The 18,446-nt window shown below is 64.5% G+C and carries 20 protein-coding genes and 1 other RNA gene; 14 read left to right on the forward strand and 7 right to left on the reverse strand.

Annotation, left to right across the window (positions count from 1 at the left end):
* Positions 1–174: 174 nt before the first annotated feature.
* The 3 genes from ubiD (at position 175) to ACMGGG_RS24575 (ending at position 3,593) form a co-directional block, all read left to right on the forward strand.
* Entirely contained in the window at positions 175–1,641 is a 1,467-nt protein-coding gene (gene ubiD, locus ACMGGG_RS24565) for a 4-hydroxy-3-polyprenylbenzoate decarboxylase (protein WP_054894092.1), read from the forward strand.
* The gene (locus ACMGGG_RS24570; RefSeq protein WP_063542050.1) at positions 1,641–2,609 is read left to right on the forward strand and encodes a CDP-6-deoxy-delta-3,4-glucoseen reductase; all 969 of its coding nucleotides are present in this window, start codon (positions 1,641–1,643) and stop codon (positions 2,607–2,609) included. The genes ubiD and ACMGGG_RS24570 overlap by 1 nt, the downstream gene beginning before the upstream one ends.
* 333 nt (positions 2,610–2,942) lie before the next feature.
* Entirely contained in the window at positions 2,943–3,593 is a 651-nt protein-coding gene (locus ACMGGG_RS24575) for a gamma-glutamylcyclotransferase (RefSeq protein ID WP_054894090.1), read from the forward strand.
* Between the two features lie 89 nt (positions 3,594–3,682).
* On the opposite strand, the gene ACMGGG_RS24580 is transcribed toward ACMGGG_RS24575, so the two are convergent.
* The gene (locus ACMGGG_RS24580; RefSeq protein WP_063542052.1) at positions 3,683–4,660 is read right to left on the reverse strand and encodes an NADPH:quinone oxidoreductase family protein; all 978 of its coding nucleotides are present in this window, start codon (positions 4,658–4,660) and stop codon (positions 3,683–3,685) included.
* A gap of 156 nt (positions 4,661–4,816) precedes the next feature.
* Between ACMGGG_RS24580 and ACMGGG_RS24585 the strand changes: the two genes are divergently transcribed.
* Positions 4,817–5,221: a flagellar basal body-associated protein FliL gene (locus ACMGGG_RS24585; protein WP_063542054.1), complete on the forward strand. Its 405-nt coding sequence runs from the start codon at positions 4,817–4,819 to the stop codon at positions 5,219–5,221.
* A 36-nt stretch (positions 5,222–5,257) separates the two neighbouring features.
* Here ACMGGG_RS24585 and ACMGGG_RS24590 read toward each other — a convergent pair whose 3' ends face one another.
* A complete protein-coding gene (locus ACMGGG_RS24590; protein WP_054894087.1) occupies positions 5,258–5,710 on the reverse strand; it encodes an EVE domain-containing protein in 453 nt (150 codons plus the stop codon).
* 175 nt (positions 5,711–5,885) lie between these two features.
* On the opposite strand from ACMGGG_RS24590, the gene ACMGGG_RS24595 reads away from it, so the two are divergent.
* Complete coding sequence (locus ACMGGG_RS24595) at positions 5,886–6,035, forward strand: hypothetical protein (protein WP_172964797.1); 150 nt, start codon at positions 5,886–5,888, stop codon at positions 6,033–6,035.
* Positions 6,036–6,060: 25 nt separating this feature from the next.
* Here the strand turns inward: ACMGGG_RS24595 and ACMGGG_RS24600 are convergent, their stop codons facing one another.
* The 4 genes from ACMGGG_RS24600 to ACMGGG_RS24615 form a co-directional block, all read right to left on the reverse strand.
* Entirely contained in the window at positions 6,061–6,669 is a 609-nt protein-coding gene (locus ACMGGG_RS24600) for a 5-formyltetrahydrofolate cyclo-ligase (protein WP_063542056.1), read from the reverse strand.
* An 80-nt stretch (positions 6,670–6,749) separates the two neighbouring features.
* Positions 6,750–6,928, reverse strand: a non-coding RNA gene (gene ssrS, locus ACMGGG_RS24605) — 6S RNA.
* Between the two features lie 17 nt (positions 6,929–6,945).
* Positions 6,946–7,263: a cell division protein ZapA gene (locus ACMGGG_RS24610; RefSeq protein ID WP_414154577.1), complete on the reverse strand. Its 318-nt coding sequence runs from the start codon at positions 7,261–7,263 to the stop codon at positions 6,946–6,948.
* On the reverse strand, positions 7,260–7,469 hold the full coding sequence (locus ACMGGG_RS24615) for a TIGR02449 family protein (RefSeq protein WP_054894084.1): 210 nt from the start codon (positions 7,467–7,469) through the stop codon (positions 7,260–7,262). Before ACMGGG_RS24615 ends, ACMGGG_RS24610 begins: the two co-directional genes overlap by 4 nt.
* Positions 7,470–7,623: 154 nt before the next feature.
* Between ACMGGG_RS24615 and ACMGGG_RS24620 the strand changes: the two genes are divergently transcribed.
* From ACMGGG_RS24620 to gcvH, 9 genes are all read left to right on the forward strand, one after another.
* The gene (locus ACMGGG_RS24620) at positions 7,624–8,178 is read left to right on the forward strand and encodes a YecA family protein (protein WP_112897075.1); all 555 of its coding nucleotides are present in this window, start codon (positions 7,624–7,626) and stop codon (positions 8,176–8,178) included.
* Positions 8,179–8,200: 22 nt separating this feature from the next.
* Positions 8,201–9,535, forward strand: coding sequence for a Xaa-Pro aminopeptidase (pepP, locus tag ACMGGG_RS24625; protein WP_125931030.1), 1,335 nt, complete (start codon positions 8,201–8,203; stop codon positions 9,533–9,535).
* Positions 9,532–10,731: a 2-octaprenyl-6-methoxyphenyl hydroxylase gene (gene ubiH / locus ACMGGG_RS24630; protein ID WP_063542059.1), complete on the forward strand. Its 1,200-nt coding sequence runs from the start codon at positions 9,532–9,534 to the stop codon at positions 10,729–10,731. The genes pepP and ubiH overlap by 4 nt, the downstream gene beginning before the upstream one ends.
* Complete coding sequence (locus ACMGGG_RS24635) at positions 10,728–11,210, forward strand: DUF4442 domain-containing protein (protein WP_054894080.1); 483 nt, start codon at positions 10,728–10,730, stop codon at positions 11,208–11,210. The genes ubiH and ACMGGG_RS24635 overlap by 4 nt, the downstream gene beginning before the upstream one ends.
* A gap of 9 nt (positions 11,211–11,219) precedes the next feature.
* Positions 11,220–12,437, forward strand: coding sequence for a 2-octaprenyl-3-methyl-6-methoxy-1,4-benzoquinol hydroxylase (locus tag ACMGGG_RS24640; RefSeq protein ID WP_414155841.1), 1,218 nt, complete (start codon positions 11,220–11,222; stop codon positions 12,435–12,437).
* A gap of 182 nt (positions 12,438–12,619) precedes the next feature.
* Positions 12,620–13,624, forward strand: a complete 1,005-nt coding sequence (locus ACMGGG_RS24645) for an extracellular solute-binding protein (RefSeq protein WP_054894078.1) — start codon at positions 12,620–12,622, stop codon at positions 13,622–13,624.
* Between the two features lie 126 nt (positions 13,625–13,750).
* On the forward strand, positions 13,751–15,373 hold the full coding sequence (locus ACMGGG_RS24650) for an ABC transporter permease (protein WP_414154578.1): 1,623 nt from the start codon (positions 13,751–13,753) through the stop codon (positions 15,371–15,373).
* 124 nt (positions 15,374–15,497) lie between these two features.
* Complete coding sequence (gene gcvT / locus ACMGGG_RS24655; protein WP_414154579.1) at positions 15,498–16,580, forward strand: glycine cleavage system aminomethyltransferase GcvT; 1,083 nt, start codon at positions 15,498–15,500, stop codon at positions 16,578–16,580.
* Positions 16,581–16,630: 50 nt separating this feature from the next.
* Positions 16,631–17,014 carry a glycine cleavage system protein GcvH gene (gene gcvH, locus ACMGGG_RS24660; RefSeq protein ID WP_054894075.1) on the forward strand — a complete coding sequence of 128 codons (384 nt, stop codon included), beginning with the start codon at positions 16,631–16,633 and terminating at the stop codon, positions 17,012–17,014.
* Positions 17,015–17,056: 42 nt separating this feature from the next.
* Here the strand turns inward: gcvH and ACMGGG_RS24665 are convergent, their stop codons facing one another.
* On the reverse strand, positions 17,057–18,442 hold the full coding sequence (locus tag ACMGGG_RS24665) for a VOC family protein (protein ID WP_414154580.1): 1,386 nt from the start codon (positions 18,440–18,442) through the stop codon (positions 17,057–17,059).
* Positions 18,443–18,446 lie beyond the last annotated feature (4 nt).

Raw genomic sequence — 18,446 nt, forward strand, 5'->3', positions numbered from 1 at the left:
ACAGATATCGCACAGATCCTGTAGGAGCGGGCTTGCCCGCGAAGGGCGCGAACGGCCCCAAGTCATTGATGCGCCCTACGAACGAGCGCATTGCACTCTGCCATTTGGCTATCAAAGCCCGATCGGCGCTACACTCTGCACCCCCGACCGATACAGCCAACACGAGGCTCACGCATGCAGTATCGCGATTTGCGCGACTTTATCCGTGGCCTGGAGCAGCGCGGCGAACTCAAGCGCATCCAGGTTCCGATCTCGCCCGTCCTGGAAATGACCGAAGTCTGCGACCGCACCCTGCGGGCCAAGGGCCCGGCGCTGCTGTTCGAGAAGCCCACCGGCTTCGACATCCCGGTGTTGGGCAACCTGTTCGGTACCCCCGAGCGTGTGGCCATGGGCATGGGCGCCGAGTCGGTTGGCGAGCTGCGTGAAATCGGCAAGCTGCTGGCCTTCCTCAAGGAGCCCGAGCCGCCGAAGGGCCTGAAGGATGCCTGGTCGAAGCTACCGATCTTCAAGAAAGTCGTGTCCATGGCGCCCAAGGTGGTCAAGGACGCGGTGTGCCAGGAGGTGGTGGTCGAGGGTGAGGATGTCGACCTGTCTCAGTTGCCGATCCAGCACTGCTGGCCGGGTGACGTGGCGCCACTGATCACCTGGGGCCTGACGGTGACTCGCGGGCCGAACAAGGACCGCCAGAACCTCGGCATCTACCGCCAGCAGGTCATCGGTCGCAACAAGGTCATCATGCGCTGGCTGAGCCATCGTGGCGGCGCGCTGGATTACCGCGAATGGTGCGAGAAGCACCCCGGCCAGCCGTTCCCGGTGGCCGTCGCACTCGGCGCGGATCCGGCCACCATCCTGGGCGCCGTGACGCCGGTGCCCGACACCCTCTCCGAGTACGCTTTCGCAGGGCTGCTGCGCGGCAACCGCACCGAGCTGGTCAAGTGCCGCGGCAGCGACCTGCAGGTGCCGGCCACCGCCGAAATTATCCTCGAAGGTGTGATCCATCCGGGTGAAATGGCCCCGGAAGGCCCTTACGGCGACCACACCGGCTACTACAACGAAGTGGACAGCTTCCCGGTGTTCACCATCGAACGCATCACTCATCGGCAAAAGCCGATCTACCACAGCACCTACACCGGTCGGCCGCCCGATGAGCCGGCGATCCTGGGCGTTGCGCTGAACGAAGTGTTCGTGCCGATCCTGCAAAAGCAGTTCCCCGAGATCGTCGACTTCTACCTGCCGCCGGAAGGCTGTTCCTACCGCATGGCGGTAGTGACCATGAAAAAGCAATATCCGGGGCACGCCAAGCGCGTGATGCTAGGTGTGTGGTCGTTCCTGCGACAGTTCATGTACACCAAGTTCGTTATCGTCACCGACGACGACGTCAACGCCCGCGACTGGAACGACGTGATCTGGGCCATCACCACGCGCATGGATCCCAAGCGTGATACGGTGATGATCGACAACACGCCAATCGACTACCTCGACTTCGCGTCGCCGGTATCGGGCCTGGGGTCGAAGATGGGCCTGGACGCCACGCACAAGTGGCCGGGCGAGACTACACGCGAATGGGGCCGGGTCATCGTCAAGGACGAGGCCGTTACCCGCCGTATCGATGAGCTGTGGGACCAGTTGGGAATAGATTGATGCAGGTGACCTTGCAGCCGTCCGGCGCGGTGCTGTCCATCGAACCGGGCGAGAGGATTCTGGATGCAGCGCGGCGCCTGGGCTACGAGTGCCCGAGCAGCTGTCGCAACGGCAATTGCCATGTGTGTGCGGCGTTGCTGGTGGAAGGGCGGGTGCGGCAGGACGGTGAGGTCCGCGATCACGGTGAACTGTTCACCTGCATCGCCGAACCGCTGGAAGATTGCGTGCTGCTGTGGGATGGCGTGCTGGCCTTGGGCGAGTTGCCCGTGCGCAAGCTGGCCTGCACCGTGAGCGAGTGCGTCGAGGTAGGCGGGGATGTCTGGCGCGTGCGTCTGCGCGCGCCCGCCGGCAAGCCGCCGCGCTACCACGCTGGGCAATACCTGATGATCGAGCGGGAGGGGGCCGACAAGGCTGCCTTCTCGCTGGCGTCTGCCCCGCATGCAGGTCGCGATCTCGAGCTGCATGTGCTGGCCCGTGAAAGCAGTGCGGTAAAGCTGATCGAGCAGTTGCAACGCAACGGCATGGCCCGCATCGAACTGCCATTCGGTGACGCACACCTGGCCGAGCTGCCGGACGGACCGCTGGTGCTGATCGCTGCCGGGACCGGCATGGGCCAGATGCACAGCCTGGTCGAGCATTGCCGCGCCAACGGCTTCGAGCATCCGGTGCACCTGTACTGGGGTGTACGTCGGCCCGAGGAGTTCTACACCCTCGAGCACTGGGCCGAATGGGAGCGTCTGCCCAACCTGTTCCTGCACAAGGTGGTCAGCGACCTGTGTGGCTGGGAGGGGCGTTGCGGCCTTTTGCATGAGGCGGTGTGCGAGGATATCGCCGACCTGAACAGTGTGCATGTCTATGCCAGCGGTTCACCGAACATGGTCTATGGCACGCTCGATGCGCTGGTCGAGGCGGGCATGGATGCGCACCGCATGCGCGCCGACGTGTTTGCCTACGCTCCACGCGGCTGAGTAATTAGGTCTTCATGAGAGCCTACGGCGCGCTGCAATGGCGCGCCGTGATTAATAACCAAAGTTATCGTCGTCGATTATAAGCAGTGAATTATTACCCGCCGGGTTAATAACTTTTACTATGCTTATAACAACACTTTCCAGTCGTCGGTATCGCGCGTGAAACTTTGCCAAAAGGGGTTGAGGTTTCGCCGTCATATGTCTTACGGTAGGCACATCGTCATCAACCTCTTGCGGTACAGGCCCCGCAGCATTGGGGACGGGCTCGCATGCGAATGCGTCGATCGCAATACAGCACTCCGGTAGTTACACAGGAAATAATGGCGGCAGCCTATGTCGGCACTTGAAAGTTCTTCGTGGCAGGTTTCTTATCCTCCGTCGCTCGACTTCGGTCAACAACTGACCCCTGAGCAATTGCAGCACTCCATGACAACGACCATGTCCCGTCATGACGGTGGGCCTGTGTGGTTGTTCGCCTACGGTTCGTTGATCTGGCGCCCGGAGTGCAACTCGGTAGAGCGTCAGCGTGCGCGGGTGCACGGTTATCATCGTGGGCTTTACCTGTGGTCTCATGAGCACCGCGGTACACCAGAATGCCCAGGGCTGGTGTTCGGCCTGGATCGCGGTGGTTCGTGCAGCGGCTTTGCCTATCGCCTGGACGAGAGCTGCCTGGACGACTCGCTGATGGCCCTGTGGCAGCGGGAGATGCCTTATCCGGCCTATCGTCCGCATTGGCTGACCTGCCGACTCGATGACGGCAGCAAGGTGCAAGCCTTGGGTTTCGTGCTGGAGCGTCACTTGCCGTGCTATGCCGGCAACCTGCCGGACACCCTGTTCAGCCAGATTCTGGCCAGCGCCAAGGGGCGTTACGGCACCACGCGGGAGTACGTGGAGCAGACGCTGAATGCCCTGCGCAGCCACCAGATGCCTGATCGGGAGCTGGAAGCGCGGTTTCAGCGCTGCCACAACCTGCGCGAGGTTTGACTGCGCCGGCCTCTTCGCAGCAAGCCCGCTCCTGCAGAGACGGTACAGTTTGTAGGAGCGGGCTTGCCCGCGAAGAAGTCATCACCGAATCACCTGGCCAACACCACCAGCTTGCCCACTGCCTGCCGCTGCCCCAGCCGTTCGATAGCCGCACCCGCCTCGCCCAGCGCGTAGGTCTGCGACACCAGCGGTTTCAACTTGCCCTCGGAATGCCACGCAAACAGCTGGCGGAAGTTGGCAGCGTTGTCTTCGGGTTGGCGCTGGGCGAACGCCCCCCAGAACACCCCCAGCACCGCCGCGCCCTTGAGCAGCACCAGGTTGGCCGCCATCTGCGGGATGGTGCCGCTGGCGAATCCCACCACCAGCAGCCGGCCGTTCCAGGCCAGGCCTCGTACGGCCTGGTCGAACAACTCGCCGCCGACCGGGTCGTAGATCACATCCACACCCTGGCCGTTGGTCAGGCGCTTGATCTCTTCCTTGAGGCTGGCCTGGCTGTAGTCGATCAACTCATCCGCCCCGGCTGCCTTGGCCACGGCGAGCTTCTCGGTGCTGCTGGCCGCCGCGATGACCCGTGCACCCAGTGCCTTGCCGATCTCCACCGCTGCCAGACCCACGCCCCCTGACGCGCCGAGCACCAGCAGGGTTTCTCCTGCCTTGAGTTGGCCACGCTGGGTAAGTGCGTGCATCGAGGTGCCGTAGGTCATGCCGAAGGCGGCCGCCGTGGTGAAATCCATGCCTGCCGGGATGGGTAGCACATTGTAATAAGGCACCGCGACCTGCTCGGCGAAGGCGCCCCAGCCGGTGAGGGCCATGACCCGGTCGCCGACCTTGAAAGCCCCGGCCTTCTCGCCGACTGCCGCCACCACGCCAGCTGCTTCGCCGCCGGGCGAGAAGGGCAGAGGTGGTTGGAACTGGTACTTGCCCTCGATGATCAGGGTGTCGGGGAAGTTGACCCCGGCGGCATGCACCTCGAGGAGGATCTCGTTCTTTTTCGGCACGGGGCCTGCGACCTCTTCCAGCACCAGGTCCCGTGCCGGGCCCAGGGTTTTGCACAACACAGCTTTCATCGGGCTATTCCTTTGCGGGTGATGGCCGATAAGTGTAGGAGGACGAAGGGGTGGGTCAACGAGCATGGCCTGCTCTGATGAGTCGGCATAAGCCTGGGCTTGGGTTTGAGCGATGCGCTGGGTAAGCTGGCGTCAATTGTATTGAGGAGCGATTTCGTGAAAGCGTGGATCTTGATGGTGCTGGCCCTGATGCTGCCCGTGGCGGCCATGGCCGAAGAGAGCAAGGAAGGCCAGCCGAAGGTTGCCTACATCAACCTGAGCCCGCCTCTGGTCGGCAACTACGCCCTGGATGGCGGCCCCAAGCTGCGCGTCTACAAGGCCGACGTGGCCCTGCGCGTGACTGGCGATGCCGCTGCCGCGGCGGTCAAGCACCATGAGCCGCTGATTCGCAACCAACTGGTGGCGCTGTTCACCCAGCAAGGTGTGGATAACATGAGCAATGTCGAGGCCAAGGAAGCGTTGCGTCAGGAAGCCTTGAAGCAGGTCCAGCAGGTGATGGAAACCGAAGAAGGCAAGCCTATCGTCGAGGACCTGCTATTCAACAACCTGATCGTGCAGTGAGGTCCCTGACGGGCGCCCACACATCGGCTGCCTGGATCACCTCGCCAACGCACAGATCGCCTGCCATTGTTCCGGGGTCACCGGCATTACCGACAAGCGGCTGCCCTTCTGTACCAGTGCAAGCGCTTCCAGTGCCGTCTGCTGCTTGAGCAAGCCGAGGCCAAGCACCTGGCCGAACGTGCGCACATGCTCGACATCCACTGCGCTCCAGGGGTTCTTCTCGGCACTGGCCTTGGCGTCGAAGTAGTGGCTTTGCGGGTCCAGCGCCGTCGGGTCGGGGTAGGCGCCGGCCTTGATCCGGGCGATCCCGGCGATGCCCGGTTGCGGGCAACTGGAGTGGTAGAAGAAGAATTCGTCGCCTACGCTCATGTTCCGCAGGAAATTGCGTGCCTGGTAGTTGCGCACCCCGTCCCAGCGCGCCTCGCCGAGACGGGCCAAGCCTTCGATGGAAAGTTCGTCGGGCTCGGATTTCATCAGCCAGTAGGCCATGGGTGCTGCTCCTGACAAGGTTTGAAATAAGATGTTGCATCAAACCGACAGCCGGTTGGCGTCAACGTTTGCGTGCCGCGTCACGTTGTCGGAAAATGCGCCGATTTTAAAGCTATACGCTCCGGTAGCACCAAGAAGGCTGCCGAGCCTGAACAGTTTGCCTAGGGGGGCAACGATGAACAAACGCAAACCGGACCTGCTGTGGATCCTGGCCTTCATTTTCGGTCTGGGTGTCGTCACCACGGGTTATGCGCAGGGTCTGTGGGAGCGAAAGCTGGACGCCGCCTATCAGGCGCCGGCCGTATCCGCCCAACAGCAACGCTGAAGTGCTGCGGCGCGCGGCCTGACCTTCAGGCCGGCGCCAGGTACCAGTCACGGTCCGAGACCGTTCCGCGCAAGGGTACGTCCCAACTGGCCTGCGCCAGTCGTTCCACCTTCTGGCATTCATGTGCCAGCCCCAGCAGCAGCGGTTTCTTCCACGCCTTGCGCCGCCCCTGATAGGCCAGGCTGCGATCATAGAAGCCGCCGCCCATCCCCAGCCGTCCGCCCACTTCATCGAAACCCACCAGTGGCAGCAGGATCAGGTCGAGCGACCAGACCGGCCGCTGACGCTTGCGCTCGATGACCGGTTCAGGAATGCGGAAGCGATTACGTCGCAGTTTTTCGCCCTGTTCGAAGCGTTGGAACACCATGCGCGTGCGCGGCCAGGCATGCAGCACTGGCAGGTAGGTGCGCTTGCCGCGCCGCTGGGCTTCGCGCAGTAGCAGGCGTGGGTCGATCTCGCCGTCGTTGGGCAGGTACAGGGCGATATGCCGCGCGCGGCGAAACAGCGGGTGCTGGGCGAGTTGCCGGTACAGCCCGACGGCAGCCTGGCGTTGCTGGGCGGGCGTCAACGCGCGTCGTGCGTTGCGCAGCACGCGGCGAAGTTGTGGGCGGGTGAGCGGCACGGTGTCGGTCATGGCACAGGCGATCCCGGATGCTGGCCGCCGACGGCGGCACAAACGAAATGCCCGCCGGTAAAGGCGGGCATTGAGAATTCAGGCTCCCCGACAAGACCGCTATCGGTGTAGCCCTTGAACCCGAAAGTTCAAGGTGGAGATTGCAGGAGGCGTTAAGGCTTTCCGTCGAGCGGACATGCACACCTGCCCCACGTGCAACCCCCGTGGTTGTGCGTATCGGCTCAGGGACATAACCGACTGGCGCATCCCCCAGGGAGTGGCGCCAGTATACCAATCTCAATCGTTTTTGCTAACCGCGTCGTCGGACAGTGCCTGGTCGACACGCTCGAGCAGGTCGCGCACTTGCTCGCGGGTGGTGCCGCCGCTGGCGACGTCAGGGCGCTCCTGGCGGTGCAGCAGTTCATGGGTGATGTTCAGCGCTGCCATTACCGCGATGCGGTCGGCACCGATCACCTTGCCGCTGCTACGGATCTCGCGCATCTTGCCGTCCAGGTAGCGCGCGACACCGACCAGGTTATTGCGTTCTTCCGGCGGGCAGATGATCGAGTATTCCTTGTCGAGAATCTGGACGGTGACGCTATTGCTTGAACTCATGAGTCTTGCTCCAGGGCCTTCAGACGCAAGATCATCGACTCGATCTTGTGCCGGGCGATCTCGTTCTTTTCGATGAGGTGGGCGCGCTCTTCGCGCCAGGATTTTTCCTGAGCTACTAGGAGTGCATTTTGCCGTTTTAGTTGCTCGACGCGCTCGATCAGCAACTCGAATCGGCTCATCAGCGCTTGCAGGTCATTGTCTTGCATGGGTTGCACTCGATCCGCTCCTTCGTCGATCGCCTGGCGATCATGCCTCTGCCCGAGCCGCGACGGCCAGCGCAGATGGTCTTGGCGCGCCTGCCGGTGCTAGGATACAAGGTCTTCATTCTAGTCATATGCGCCGTCTGGCGCCTAGCCGCCCATGCCCAATACCCAATCGCCTTACACCGCCTTCGCCATGCTGCTCTCCAGCAATGGCCATCCCGCCACCCCTGCCGAGCTGCACGGCCTGCTGATCGGCCGCAGCTGCGCCGGTGCCGGCTTCGATGCCGACGCCTGGCTGGCCGACGCCGCCCAACTGCTTGAAACCGAGCCCGGTGACAACGTCCGCAACGCCCTGATCGGCCTGCAGGAGATGGTCAAGGCCGAGCTGACCGGCGAAGACGTCGCCATCGTGCTGCTGCTGCCGACCGATGATGCCGCCCTGAGCGATCGCGCCACCGCACTGGGCCAATGGTGCCAGGGCTTCATTACCGGTTTTGGCCTGAACGCCGGCGGCAAGGACCTGTCCACCGATGCCAAGGAAGTGCTCCAGGACCTGGTCGCCATCTCGCAAGTGCAAGAAGCGCTGGAAGAGTCCGAGGACGGCGAGAGCGACTACATGGAAGTCATGGAGTACCTGCGCGTCGCACCGCTGCTGCTGTACACGGAGCTGGCCGCGCCTGTTGCGCCGGCACCAAAACCATCGCTGCATTGATCGACCCGGGGGTCGTTTGCCCATGAGCCACATACCCAAGGCAGAGTACGCCCGTCGGCGCAAGGCGCTGATGGCGCAGATGGTCCCCGACAGCATCGCCATCCTGCCGGCGGCGGCCGTCGCGATCCGTAATCGCGACGTCGAGCACGTCTATCGCCAGGACAGCGACTTCCAGTACCTGAGCGGTTTCCCGGAACCCGAGGCGGTGATCGCCCTGATCCCCGGTCGCGAGCACGGCGAGTACGTGCTGTTCTGCCGGGAGCGCAACCCCGAGCGTGAGCTCTGGGACGGCCTGCGTGCCGGCCAGGAGGGCGCGATACGCGACTTCGGCGCCGACGATGCCTTCCCGATCACCGATATCGACGAGATCCTCCCTGGCCTGATCGAAGGTCGCGAGCGGGTCTACAGCGCCATGGGCAGCAACCCCGAGTTCGACCGCCGGCTGATGGACTGGATCAATGTGATCCGTTCCAAGGCACGCCTTGGCGCGCAGCCGCCGAACGAGTTCGTTGCCCTGGATCATCTGCTGCACGACATGCGCCTGTATAAATCGGCGGCGGAAGTGAAGGTGATGCGTGAGGCCGCGGCGATTTCCGCGCGCGCCCATGTACGAGCCATGCAGGCCTGCCGCGCCGGTCTGCACGAATACAGCCTGGAGGCCGAGCTGGACTACGAGTTCCGCAAGGGTGGCGCGAAGATGCCGGCCTACGGCTCGATCGTCGCCGCCGGGCGCAATGCCTGCATCCTGCACTATCAGCAGAACGATGCGCCGCTCAAGGACGGTGACCTCGTGCTGATCGACGCCGGTTGCGAGATCGACTGCTACGCCAGCGACATCACCCGTACCTTCCCGGTCAGCGGGCGGTTCTCGCCCGAGCAGAAGGCGATCTACGAACTGGTGCTCAAGGCCCAGGAAGCCGCCTTTGCCGAGATTGCGCCAGGCAAACACTGGAATCACGCCCATGAAGCGACGGTGCGGGTGATCACCCAGGGCCTGGTCGAACTGGGGCTGCTCAAGGGTGAGGTGCAGGCGCTGATCGACAGCGAAGCCTACCGCGCGTTCTACATGCACCGCGCCGGACACTGGCTCGGCATGGATGTGCACGATGTGGGTGAATACAAGGTCGGCGGTCAGTGGCGGGTGCTCGAACCGGGCATGGCGCTGACTGTCGAACCAGGTATCTACATCGCAGCCGACAACCAGAGCGTGGCGAAGAAGTGGCGCGGCATCGGGGTGCGGATCGAGGACGACGTGGTGGTCACCAGAAAGGGCTGTGAAATTCTTACTTCGGGTGTGCCGAAGACAGTCGAAGAAATCGAGGCACTGATGCTCGACGCGCGCAAGGACGTGGCATGAGCCGGGTCAACCTGGCGATCATCGGCGGCGGCCTGGTCGGCGCCAGCCTGGCGCTGGCGCTGCAGGCCGGGGCCAAGGCGCGTGGCTGGAAGATCCTGCTGATCGAGCCGTTCGCCCCCGGCGACAGCTTCCAGCCCAGCTACGACGCACGTTCCTCGGCGCTGTCCTTCGGCACTCGGCAGATCTACGACCAGCTTGGCCTGTGGCAGGGCATCGAGCGCCGCGCCGAGCCGATCCGGCAGATCCAGGTGTCCGACCGCGGCCGCTTTGGCGCCACCCGCCTGGATGCCCAGGAAGAAGGTGTGCCTGCGCTGGGTTATGTGGTGGAAAACGCCTGGCTTGGCCAGTGCCTGTGGCAGGGGCTGGACAGCGAGGTGGTGAGCTGGCGCTGCCCGGCCGAAGTCAGGGCCATGCAGCCTGTCGAGGGCGGTTATCGCCTGCAACTCGACGATGACACCAGCCTTGAATGCGACCTGGCGATTCTCGCCGACGGCGGCCGCTCAGGCCTGCGCGAGCAGTTGGGCATTCATGTGCGCCGCACGCCCTATGACCAGAGCGCGCTGATCGCCAACATCTCTCCAGGCGAGGCCCATCGTGGCCAGGCCTTCGAACGATTCACCGAGCAAGGCCCGATGGCCTTGCTGCCACTGCCGGAAAACCGCTGCGCGTTGGTCTGGACGCGGCAGGGCATGGACGCACGGCGTCTGGCCGATATCGACGAGCGCGCCTTCCTGCGCGAACTGCAGGACGCGTTCGGCTACCGCCTCGGCGCTCTGCGCCAGGTCGGCGCACGGCATCTCTACCCGCTGGCGCTGGTCGAAGCCGAGGAGCAGGTACGCCCGCACCTGGTGGTGCTGGGCAACGCGGCGCACAGCCTGCACCCGATCGCAGGTCAGGGGTTCAACCTGTCGCTGCGCGACGTGCAGGCACTGGCCGAGGCCCTGCTCGCAGGCCCGCAGCAGCCGGGCGACCTGGCAACACTGCAGGGGTATCGCCAGCGCCAACGTCTGGACCAGAGCCTGACCATCGGCTTTTCCGACCAGGTCACCCGCCTGTTCGGCAGCGCCCAACCGCTGCTCGCCGCCGGGCGCAATCTCGGCCTGCTGGGCCTGGACCTGCTGCCACCGGCCAAGAGCTGGTTCGCCCGCCAGGCCATGGGCCTGGGAACCCGCCCCGACCCGCGGGGCCGCGCATGAAGGACGCCCGCAAGCTCGCCCGTCGGGCCCGCATGTTGCGCTGGTTGCTGAATTTCTACCCGCCCTACCTGGGGGCGGGTATCCGCGTACAGCACATCAGCCCCGACATGCGCAGCGTCAAGGTGCGCATGAACCTGACCCGCTGGAACCGCAACTATGTCGGCACCCAGTTCGGTGGCAGCCTCTACTCGATGGTCGACCCGTTCTACATGCTGTTGCTGATCGAGCAACTGGGCCGCGAGTACATCGTCTGGGACAAGGCCGCCAGCATCGACTTCATCGCACCGGGCAAGGGCCCGGTGTTCGCCGAATTCCACATCGATGACGCACTGCTGGACGACATCCGCCAGCAGACGGCCGGTGGCAAGAAGTGCCTGCCGCGTCTGCAGGTCGATATCCGCGATGGCGCCGGCGAGCTGGTGGCGCGGGTCGACAAAACCCTATACGTGCGGCTCAAGCCGCAAGCGAGGCAGGCGTAAGGCATGGACATGCGCGCGGATCTGTTGATTGTCGGTGCCGGTATGGTCGGCAGCGCCCTGGCCCTGGCGTTGCGCCACAGTGGCCTGGAGGTGCTGCTGCTCGATGGCGGGCCGCTGTCGGTCAAGCCTTTCGATGACGCCGCGCCCTTCGAGCCGCGGGTCAGTGCCCTGTCGGCGGCCAGCCAGCGCATTCTCGAGCGTCTTGGCGCCTGGGAGGGCATTGTCGGGCGCCGTGTGACACCCTATTCGGACATGCAGGTCTGGGACGGCAGCGGTACCGGTCAGATTCATTTCTCGGCCGCCAGTGTGCATGCCCAGGTGCTCGGCCACATCGTCGAGAATCGTGTGGTTCAGGACGGCCTGCTGGACCGTCTGCACGACAGTGACGTCGGGCTGCTGCCCAATGCTCGCCTGGAGCAGTTGCGCCGCTCCGGCGATGAGTGGCTGGTGACCCTGTCCGATGGCCGTCGCCTGCGTGCGCCGCTGGTGGTCGCCGCCGACGGCGCCAATTCGGCCGTGCGGCGCCTGGCGGGCTGCGAGACGCGCGAGTGGGATTACCTGCATCACGCCATCGTCACCAGCGTGCGCTGCAGCGAGGCGCACCGCGCCACGGCCTGGCAACGCTTCACCGACGAAGGGCCGCTGGCTTTCCTGCCGTTGTCGCGCGATGACGGGCAGCACTGGTGCTCGATCGTCTGGTCCACTACCCCGGAGCAGGCCGAGCAGGCCATGGCGTTGGATGACGCGGCGTTCTGCCAGGCGCTGGAGCGCGCCTTCGAAGGCCGTCTGGGCCAGGTGCTGCACGCCGACCGCCGTGTCTGCGTACCGCTGCGCCAGCGCCATGCCAAGCGCTATGTGGACGAAGGCCTGGTGCTGATCGGCGATGCTGCCCACACCATCCACCCCCTGGCGGGGCAGGGCGTCAACCTGGGCTTTCTCGATGCGGCAGTGCTGGCCGAGGAGCTGATGCACGCGTGCGAGCGTGGCGAGCGCCTGGCGGATGTGAAGGTGCTGAGTCGCTACGAGCGTCGACGTATGCCGCACAACCTTGCCCTGATGGCGGCGATGGAGGGCTTCGAACGCCTGTTCCAGACCAATCCTCTGCCGCTGCGCTGGCTGCGCAACACGGGCTTGAAACTGGTGGAAGGGATGCCCGAGGCCAAGGCAGTGTTCGTGCGCCAGGCCTTGGGGTTGAGCGGCGACCTTCCAGACCTGGCCAAGGCTTGAGGGCCCTATCGCGGGGCAAGCCCGCTCCTACAGGTACGCCACCTGCCTGAAGAACGGGGTGGTTCTGTAGGCGCGGGCGTGCCCCGCGATTGCTTTGCAACATCCGGTAACTGCTTCCAGGGTGAGTGGGAAAATGGGATTCACTACCATTTGCATCTCTTTAACCCCGAGGAGCATCCACCATGTCGCCCCGCAAGCCCCTACTGGCCGCCCTGGCCCTGACCCTGTTCGCCGGTTCCGTCCAGGCGGCGGATGATGAAGTGGTGGTGTACTCCTCGCGCATCGACGAACTGATCAAACCGGTATTCGATGCCTACACCGCCAAGACCGGGGTGAAGATCAAGTTCATCACCGACAAGGAAGCGCCGCTGATGCAGCGCATCAAGGCCGAGGGCCAGAACGGCGTCGCCGACCTGCTGCTCACCGTTGATGCCGGCAACCTCTGGCAGGCCGAGCAGATGGGCATCCTGCAGCCGATCAAGTCGGACGTCATCGACAAGAACATTCCGCCGCAGTACCGCGCCTCTTCCCACGACTGGACAGGTCTGAGCCTGCGTGCGCGGACCATCATCTACTCCACCGAGCGGGTCAAACCCTCGGAACTGAGCACCTACGAAGCCCTGGCCGACAAACAGTGGGAAGGCCGCCTGTGCCTGCGCACCGCGAAGAAGGTCTACAACCAGTCGCTGACCGCCACCCTGATCGAGACCCATGGCGAGGCCGAGACCGAGAAGCTGGTCAAGGGCTGGGTCAACAACCTGTCCACCGACGTGTTCTCCGACGACAACGCAGTGATCCAGGCCGTTGCCGCGGGCCAGTGTGACGTGGGCGTGGTCAACACCTATTACTACGGGCGCCTGCACAAGGCCGACCCGAAGCTGCCGGTGAAGATCTTCTGGCCCAACCAGGGCGACCGTGGCGTGCACGTCAACCTCTCGGGTATCGGCCTGACCAAGCATGCCCCGCACCCGGAAGCGGCGAAGAAGCTGGTCGAGTGGATGACGGGCGAGGAAGCGCAGAAGCTGTTCGCCGACATCAACCAGGAATTCCCGGCCAACCCCAAGGTCAAGCCATCGGATGAAGTCGCGGCCTGGGGCAGTTTCAAGGCCGACAGCCTGCCGGTGGAAGTGGCCGGCAAGCGCCAGGCCGAAGCCATTCGCCTGATGGATCGGGCTGGCTGGAACTGAGTTTCACAGCTTATCCTCTCGGGGCCTTCCTGGGCCCCTTCGCCTGAAGCCGCTCCCACAGGTTGGAAGCGGCTTTAGCTGCGAACGACTGCACAGCGGTCGCAACCTGCAACCGAGATACCTGCCTTGCCCCACTCCCCCCAACGCTGTTGGTACCTTCCGGTCAGCCTTGTCGCCGCCCTGGTGCTCCTGCCCCTGAGCGTACTGGTGCTGTCATGGCAGTCGATCGACACGCAGATCTGGTCGCACCTGCTCGACACCCAGATGAGCCGCCTGCTGGGCAACACCTTGACCCTGGTGCTGGGCGTGGGTGTCGGCGTCACCGTGCTGGGCGTCAGCCTGGCCTGGCTCACCAGCCTCTGTGAGTTCCCCGGCCGGCGCTGGCTCGACTGGGCGCTGATGCTGCCCTTTGCCATCCCGGCCTACGTGCTGGCCTTCGTCTTCGTCGGCCTGCTGGATTTCTCCGGCCCGGTGCAGAGTGCCTTGCGCGAGCTGTTCGGGCCGATGCGCCTGCCCCGGGTACGTTCGACTGGCGGGGTCGTCATCGTGCTGGTGCTGGTGTTCTACCCCTATGTCTACCTGTTGGCGCGCACCGCCTTCCTGGCCCAGGGCAAGGGCCTGATGGAGGCTGCGAGGGTGCTGGGGCTGTCGCCGTTGCAGGCGTTCTGGCGGGTGGCGCTGCCGATGGCGCGGCCGGCCATCGGCGCGGGCATCGCCCTGGCGTTGATGGAGACGCTGGCGGACTTCGGTGCGGTCTCGGTGTTCAACTTCGACACCTTCACCACCGCCATCTACAAGACCTGGTACGGATTCTTCAGCCTGTCCGGTGCGGCGCAACTGGCCAGCCTGTTGCTGCTGGCCGTGATGCTGGTGCTCTATGGAGAACGCCGCGCCCGTGGCGCCAGCCGTAGCGGCAACGAGCGCCCGCGCGGGCAGGCGCTCTATCATCTGCGCGGGCTCAAGGCGCTGGCGGCCAGTGGTTGGTGCCTGCTGGTGTTCGCCTGCGCCTTCGTCATCCCGCTGCTGCAGTTGCTGGCGTGGTTCTGGCAGCGGGGCCGACATGATCTGGACGAGCGCTATGGCGCGTTGATCCTGCACACCCTGTACCTGGGCGCGATGGCGGCGTTGATCACCGTCAGCGTGGCGCTGCTGCTGGCCTTTGCCCGGCGTCAGGCGCCCACGCCATCGATTCGTGCCGGCGTCGGCTTGGCCAACCTGGGCTACGCCTTGCCTGGCTCGGTGCTCGCGGTGTCGATCATGCTGGCGTTCAGCTATCTGGACAATCAACTGGTGATTCCGCTTTCCACCTGGCTGGGCGGCGCCGGCAAGCCGCTGTTGCTGGGCAGTGTGTCTGCGCTGTTGCTGGCCTATCTGGTGCGCTTCATCGCGGTGGCCTACGGGCCGCTGGAAAGCAGCCTGGAGCGGATCCGCCCGTCGTTGCCGGAGGCTTCGCGCAGCCTCGGCGTGGCGGGGCCGAGATTGTTTTTCAAGGTGTATCTACCGCTGCTGGTGCCGGGTGCGCTCAGTGCCGCGCTATTGGTGTTTGTCGATGTGCTGAAGGAGATGCCGGCCACGCTTCTGATGCGGCCGTTCGGCTGGGACACCCTGGCCGTGCGGGTGTTCGAGATGACCAGCGAGGGCGAATGGGCGCGCGCTTCGCTGCCGGCCCTGACCCTGGTGCTGGTGGGGCTTTTGCCGGTCATCGGCCTGATCCGCCGCTCTGCCTCTCGTCCTGGGCATCCTCGCTGAGGGTGCCAGTCCCCGCCCTTGCGGCTACAATGCGCGGCATTCGTAGAGGTGGGTCCTACAAGATCAGGTGGTGATTCAACAGCACCGACCGCCTCTGCTTCGCCACGCCCGGAAGGAGAAACCCATGGGACAGCGCACGCCCCTGTACGACCTGCATCTGGCGCTTGGCGCCAAGACGGTCGATTTCGGCGGTTGGGACATGCCCCTGCATTACGGCTCTCAGGTCGAAGAACATCATCAGGTCCGCAGTGATTGCGGCGTCTTCGACGTTTCCCACATGACAGTCATCGACATCGACGGTGCCGACGCCACCCCCTGGCTACGGCGCCTGCTGGCCAACGACGTGGCCCGCCTCGAAAGCCCCGGCAAAGCCCTCTACAGCCCGTTGCTCAATGAGCAGGGCGGGGTCATCGACGACCTGATCGCCTACCGCACCGAAGACGGCTATCGACTGGTGGCCAATGCTGCCACCCGCGACAAGGTACTGGCCTGGCTGAAGGCCCGAAGCGAAGGCTTTGCCGTTTGCATCGAGGTACGCCCCGAGCTTGCGATCCTCGCCATCCAGGGGCCCCACGCCCGTGAGAAGGTCGCTGCGTTGCTCAGTGTTGCGCGTGCGGCGCTGATTCGCGAGCTGCGCCCGTTCGAGGGCGTCGCCGAAGGCGACTGGTTCATTGCCCGCACCGGTTACACCGGCGAGGACGGGCTGGAAATCATCCTGCCGGGCGATCAGGCCGCAAGCTTCTTCTACGACCTGGTCGGCGCCGGCATCGCCCCCAGCGGCCTCGGCGCTCGTGACACGCTGCGTCTGGAGGCCGGCATGAACCTGTACGGCCAGGATATCGACGAAGTCCACACACCGCTGACCTCCAACCTGGGTTGGAGCGTTGCCTGGGAGCCTGCTGACCGCGATTTCATCGGCCGCAGCGGCCTGCTGGCGGAAATCGAGCGTGGTGTGCAGGACAAACTGGTCGGCCTGGTACTGGAGGAGCGCGGCGTTCTGCGTGCCCACCAGACAGTTCGTGTTGCCGGTATTGGCGAAGGAGAGATCACCAGTGGTAGTTTCTCCCCTACGCTAAGCAAGTCCATTGCCTTGGCGCGCGTGCCCATCGCCACTGGCGACCGCGCCGAAGTAGAGATTCGTGGCAAGTGGTATCCGGTGCGGGTGGTCAAACCGACCTTCGTGCGCCACGGCAAGACCCTGATCTAAACACTCAATTACCGGCGGTAGACCGCTGAGCCAACCGAGGAATACGACACATGAGCAATATCCCCGCCGACCTGCGTTTTGCTGAAAGTCATGAATGGGCGCGCCTGGAAGCCGACGGCACCGTGACCGTGGGTATCAGCGATCACGCCCAGGAAGCTCTGGGTGATGTAGTGTTCGTCGAACTGGCCGAAGTCGGCAAGGTGTTCGCCGCGGGCGACGCTGCGGGGGTGGTCGAGTCGGTCAAGGCCGCATCCGACATCTACGCCCCGGTCGGCGGCGAAGTCATCGCCGTCAACGAGGAGCTGGCCGACAGCCCTGAGCTGCTCAATGAAGAGCCCTACGAATCGTGGATCTTCAAGCTCAAGCCGAGCGACAAGGCCGAGCTGGACAAACTGCTGGACGCGGCAGGCTACAAGGCTGCCATCGGCGAGTGATGGCGTGCGGCCGAGGCCGCACACAGGGGCTGCCTCGCAGCCCTATTCCAGCGTAACGCCCAAGGCCTGTGCACAGGCTTGCAGCGAACGTCGTTCGCTCTGGGCGTACAGCGCAAGTTCGTCCTGCACCTTGAGTCCCAGCGCTGCCTCGAAGGCATCGCGGTTGGCATTGCTGCCATAGTCGGCCTGGGCATCGTCGCCCAGATTCGACTGGAAGATCCCTGCGGCACTGACCGGCAGGAAATCCTCGTACACCAGCGCTTCGAAATGCACATGCCCGGCGTCGATCAGGCCTTGCAGCGTGGACGGTCGATCCTGGCGACCTCGTTCGGCCAGGCCTTTTTCGGTGGCGAAGTAACGGAAGTACGCCAGCCCCTGCTCGCGCATCTGCGTCAGATCATCCGGGAATTCGGCAAAGTGTTGCGCCAGCAGCGTCTTGTAGTGCTCGGCATTGGTTTCGGCCGGTACGCCGTTGAGGGCGGCCCGGGTCGCGTCGAGCAGGCGGTCGTAGAGCGCCCGGCCTTTCGGCGTCAGCGCCGCCCCGCGTTGCTCGATCTCGCCGAAGCGCGCGGTGTGGCTGCCCTGGGCATCGCTGAACGCGACCTTTTCCTGCAACGCCTTGAAGCTGGTCTGACGCAGCAGTATCGGGTGACGCCGAGTGGGCGGGCCTTCGACCACGGCCTTGGGCGGAATGCCCTTGGCCGGCATGCCGACCTGGATTGCATCGATGTCCAGCGTGCGCGGGGTCAGGTGATTGATATGCGGGCCCTTGAAGGCCACCACATCGGCGATCAGGCGGTGCTGATCGTGCAGTTGCTGGTACTGTTCGGCGGTGACCGTGGCTTGCTGGTGCCAGCGGAAAGTGTGCAGCGCCTCCTGTACGAAGGTTTCGGCATCGGCTGCGTTCAGGCCGCCGTCGCGTTCGCGCTGGGCGATCAGTTCGAGCACGCGCGGGGTGAAGATCTGGCGTTTGGCCAGGATGTCTTGGGCCAATGCGCGCAGGGGCGGGTTATCGATCAGTTCCAGGCGCAGCAGCGAGGTGAACACGCGGAACGGGCTGATGTGCAGCGCCTGTTCGTGCACCGCGCGAAAGGCGGTGGAGTGCACCGGGACGCCGGCCGAGCTCAGGTCGTAGTAGCCAACCGGCTCCATGCCCATAACGGCGAACAGGCGGGCGATGGTCGCCAGCTCTTCGGCGGTGCCGACGCGGATCGCGCCATGGCGCTCCTGATCCAGGCGTTCGACTTCACCGGTCCAGCGCAGGGCCTGGGCGACTTCAGGCTGCTGGGCCATGACCTGCTGGTTGATTTCGCTCACCAGCGCCAGCAGCGTGCCGTACAGCGGCACTTCCTGTTTGTACATGAGCGACATGGCGGCAGAGAACTGCGCGCGGATGTTGTCGGGGCTGACGAAATCGTGGGCGGGCATCGCT

Source organism: Pseudomonas sp. BNK-44-b, from assembly GCF_047456245.1.
GTDB classification, from domain to species: Bacteria; Pseudomonadota; Gammaproteobacteria; order Pseudomonadales; family Pseudomonadaceae; genus Aquipseudomonas; species Aquipseudomonas machongensis.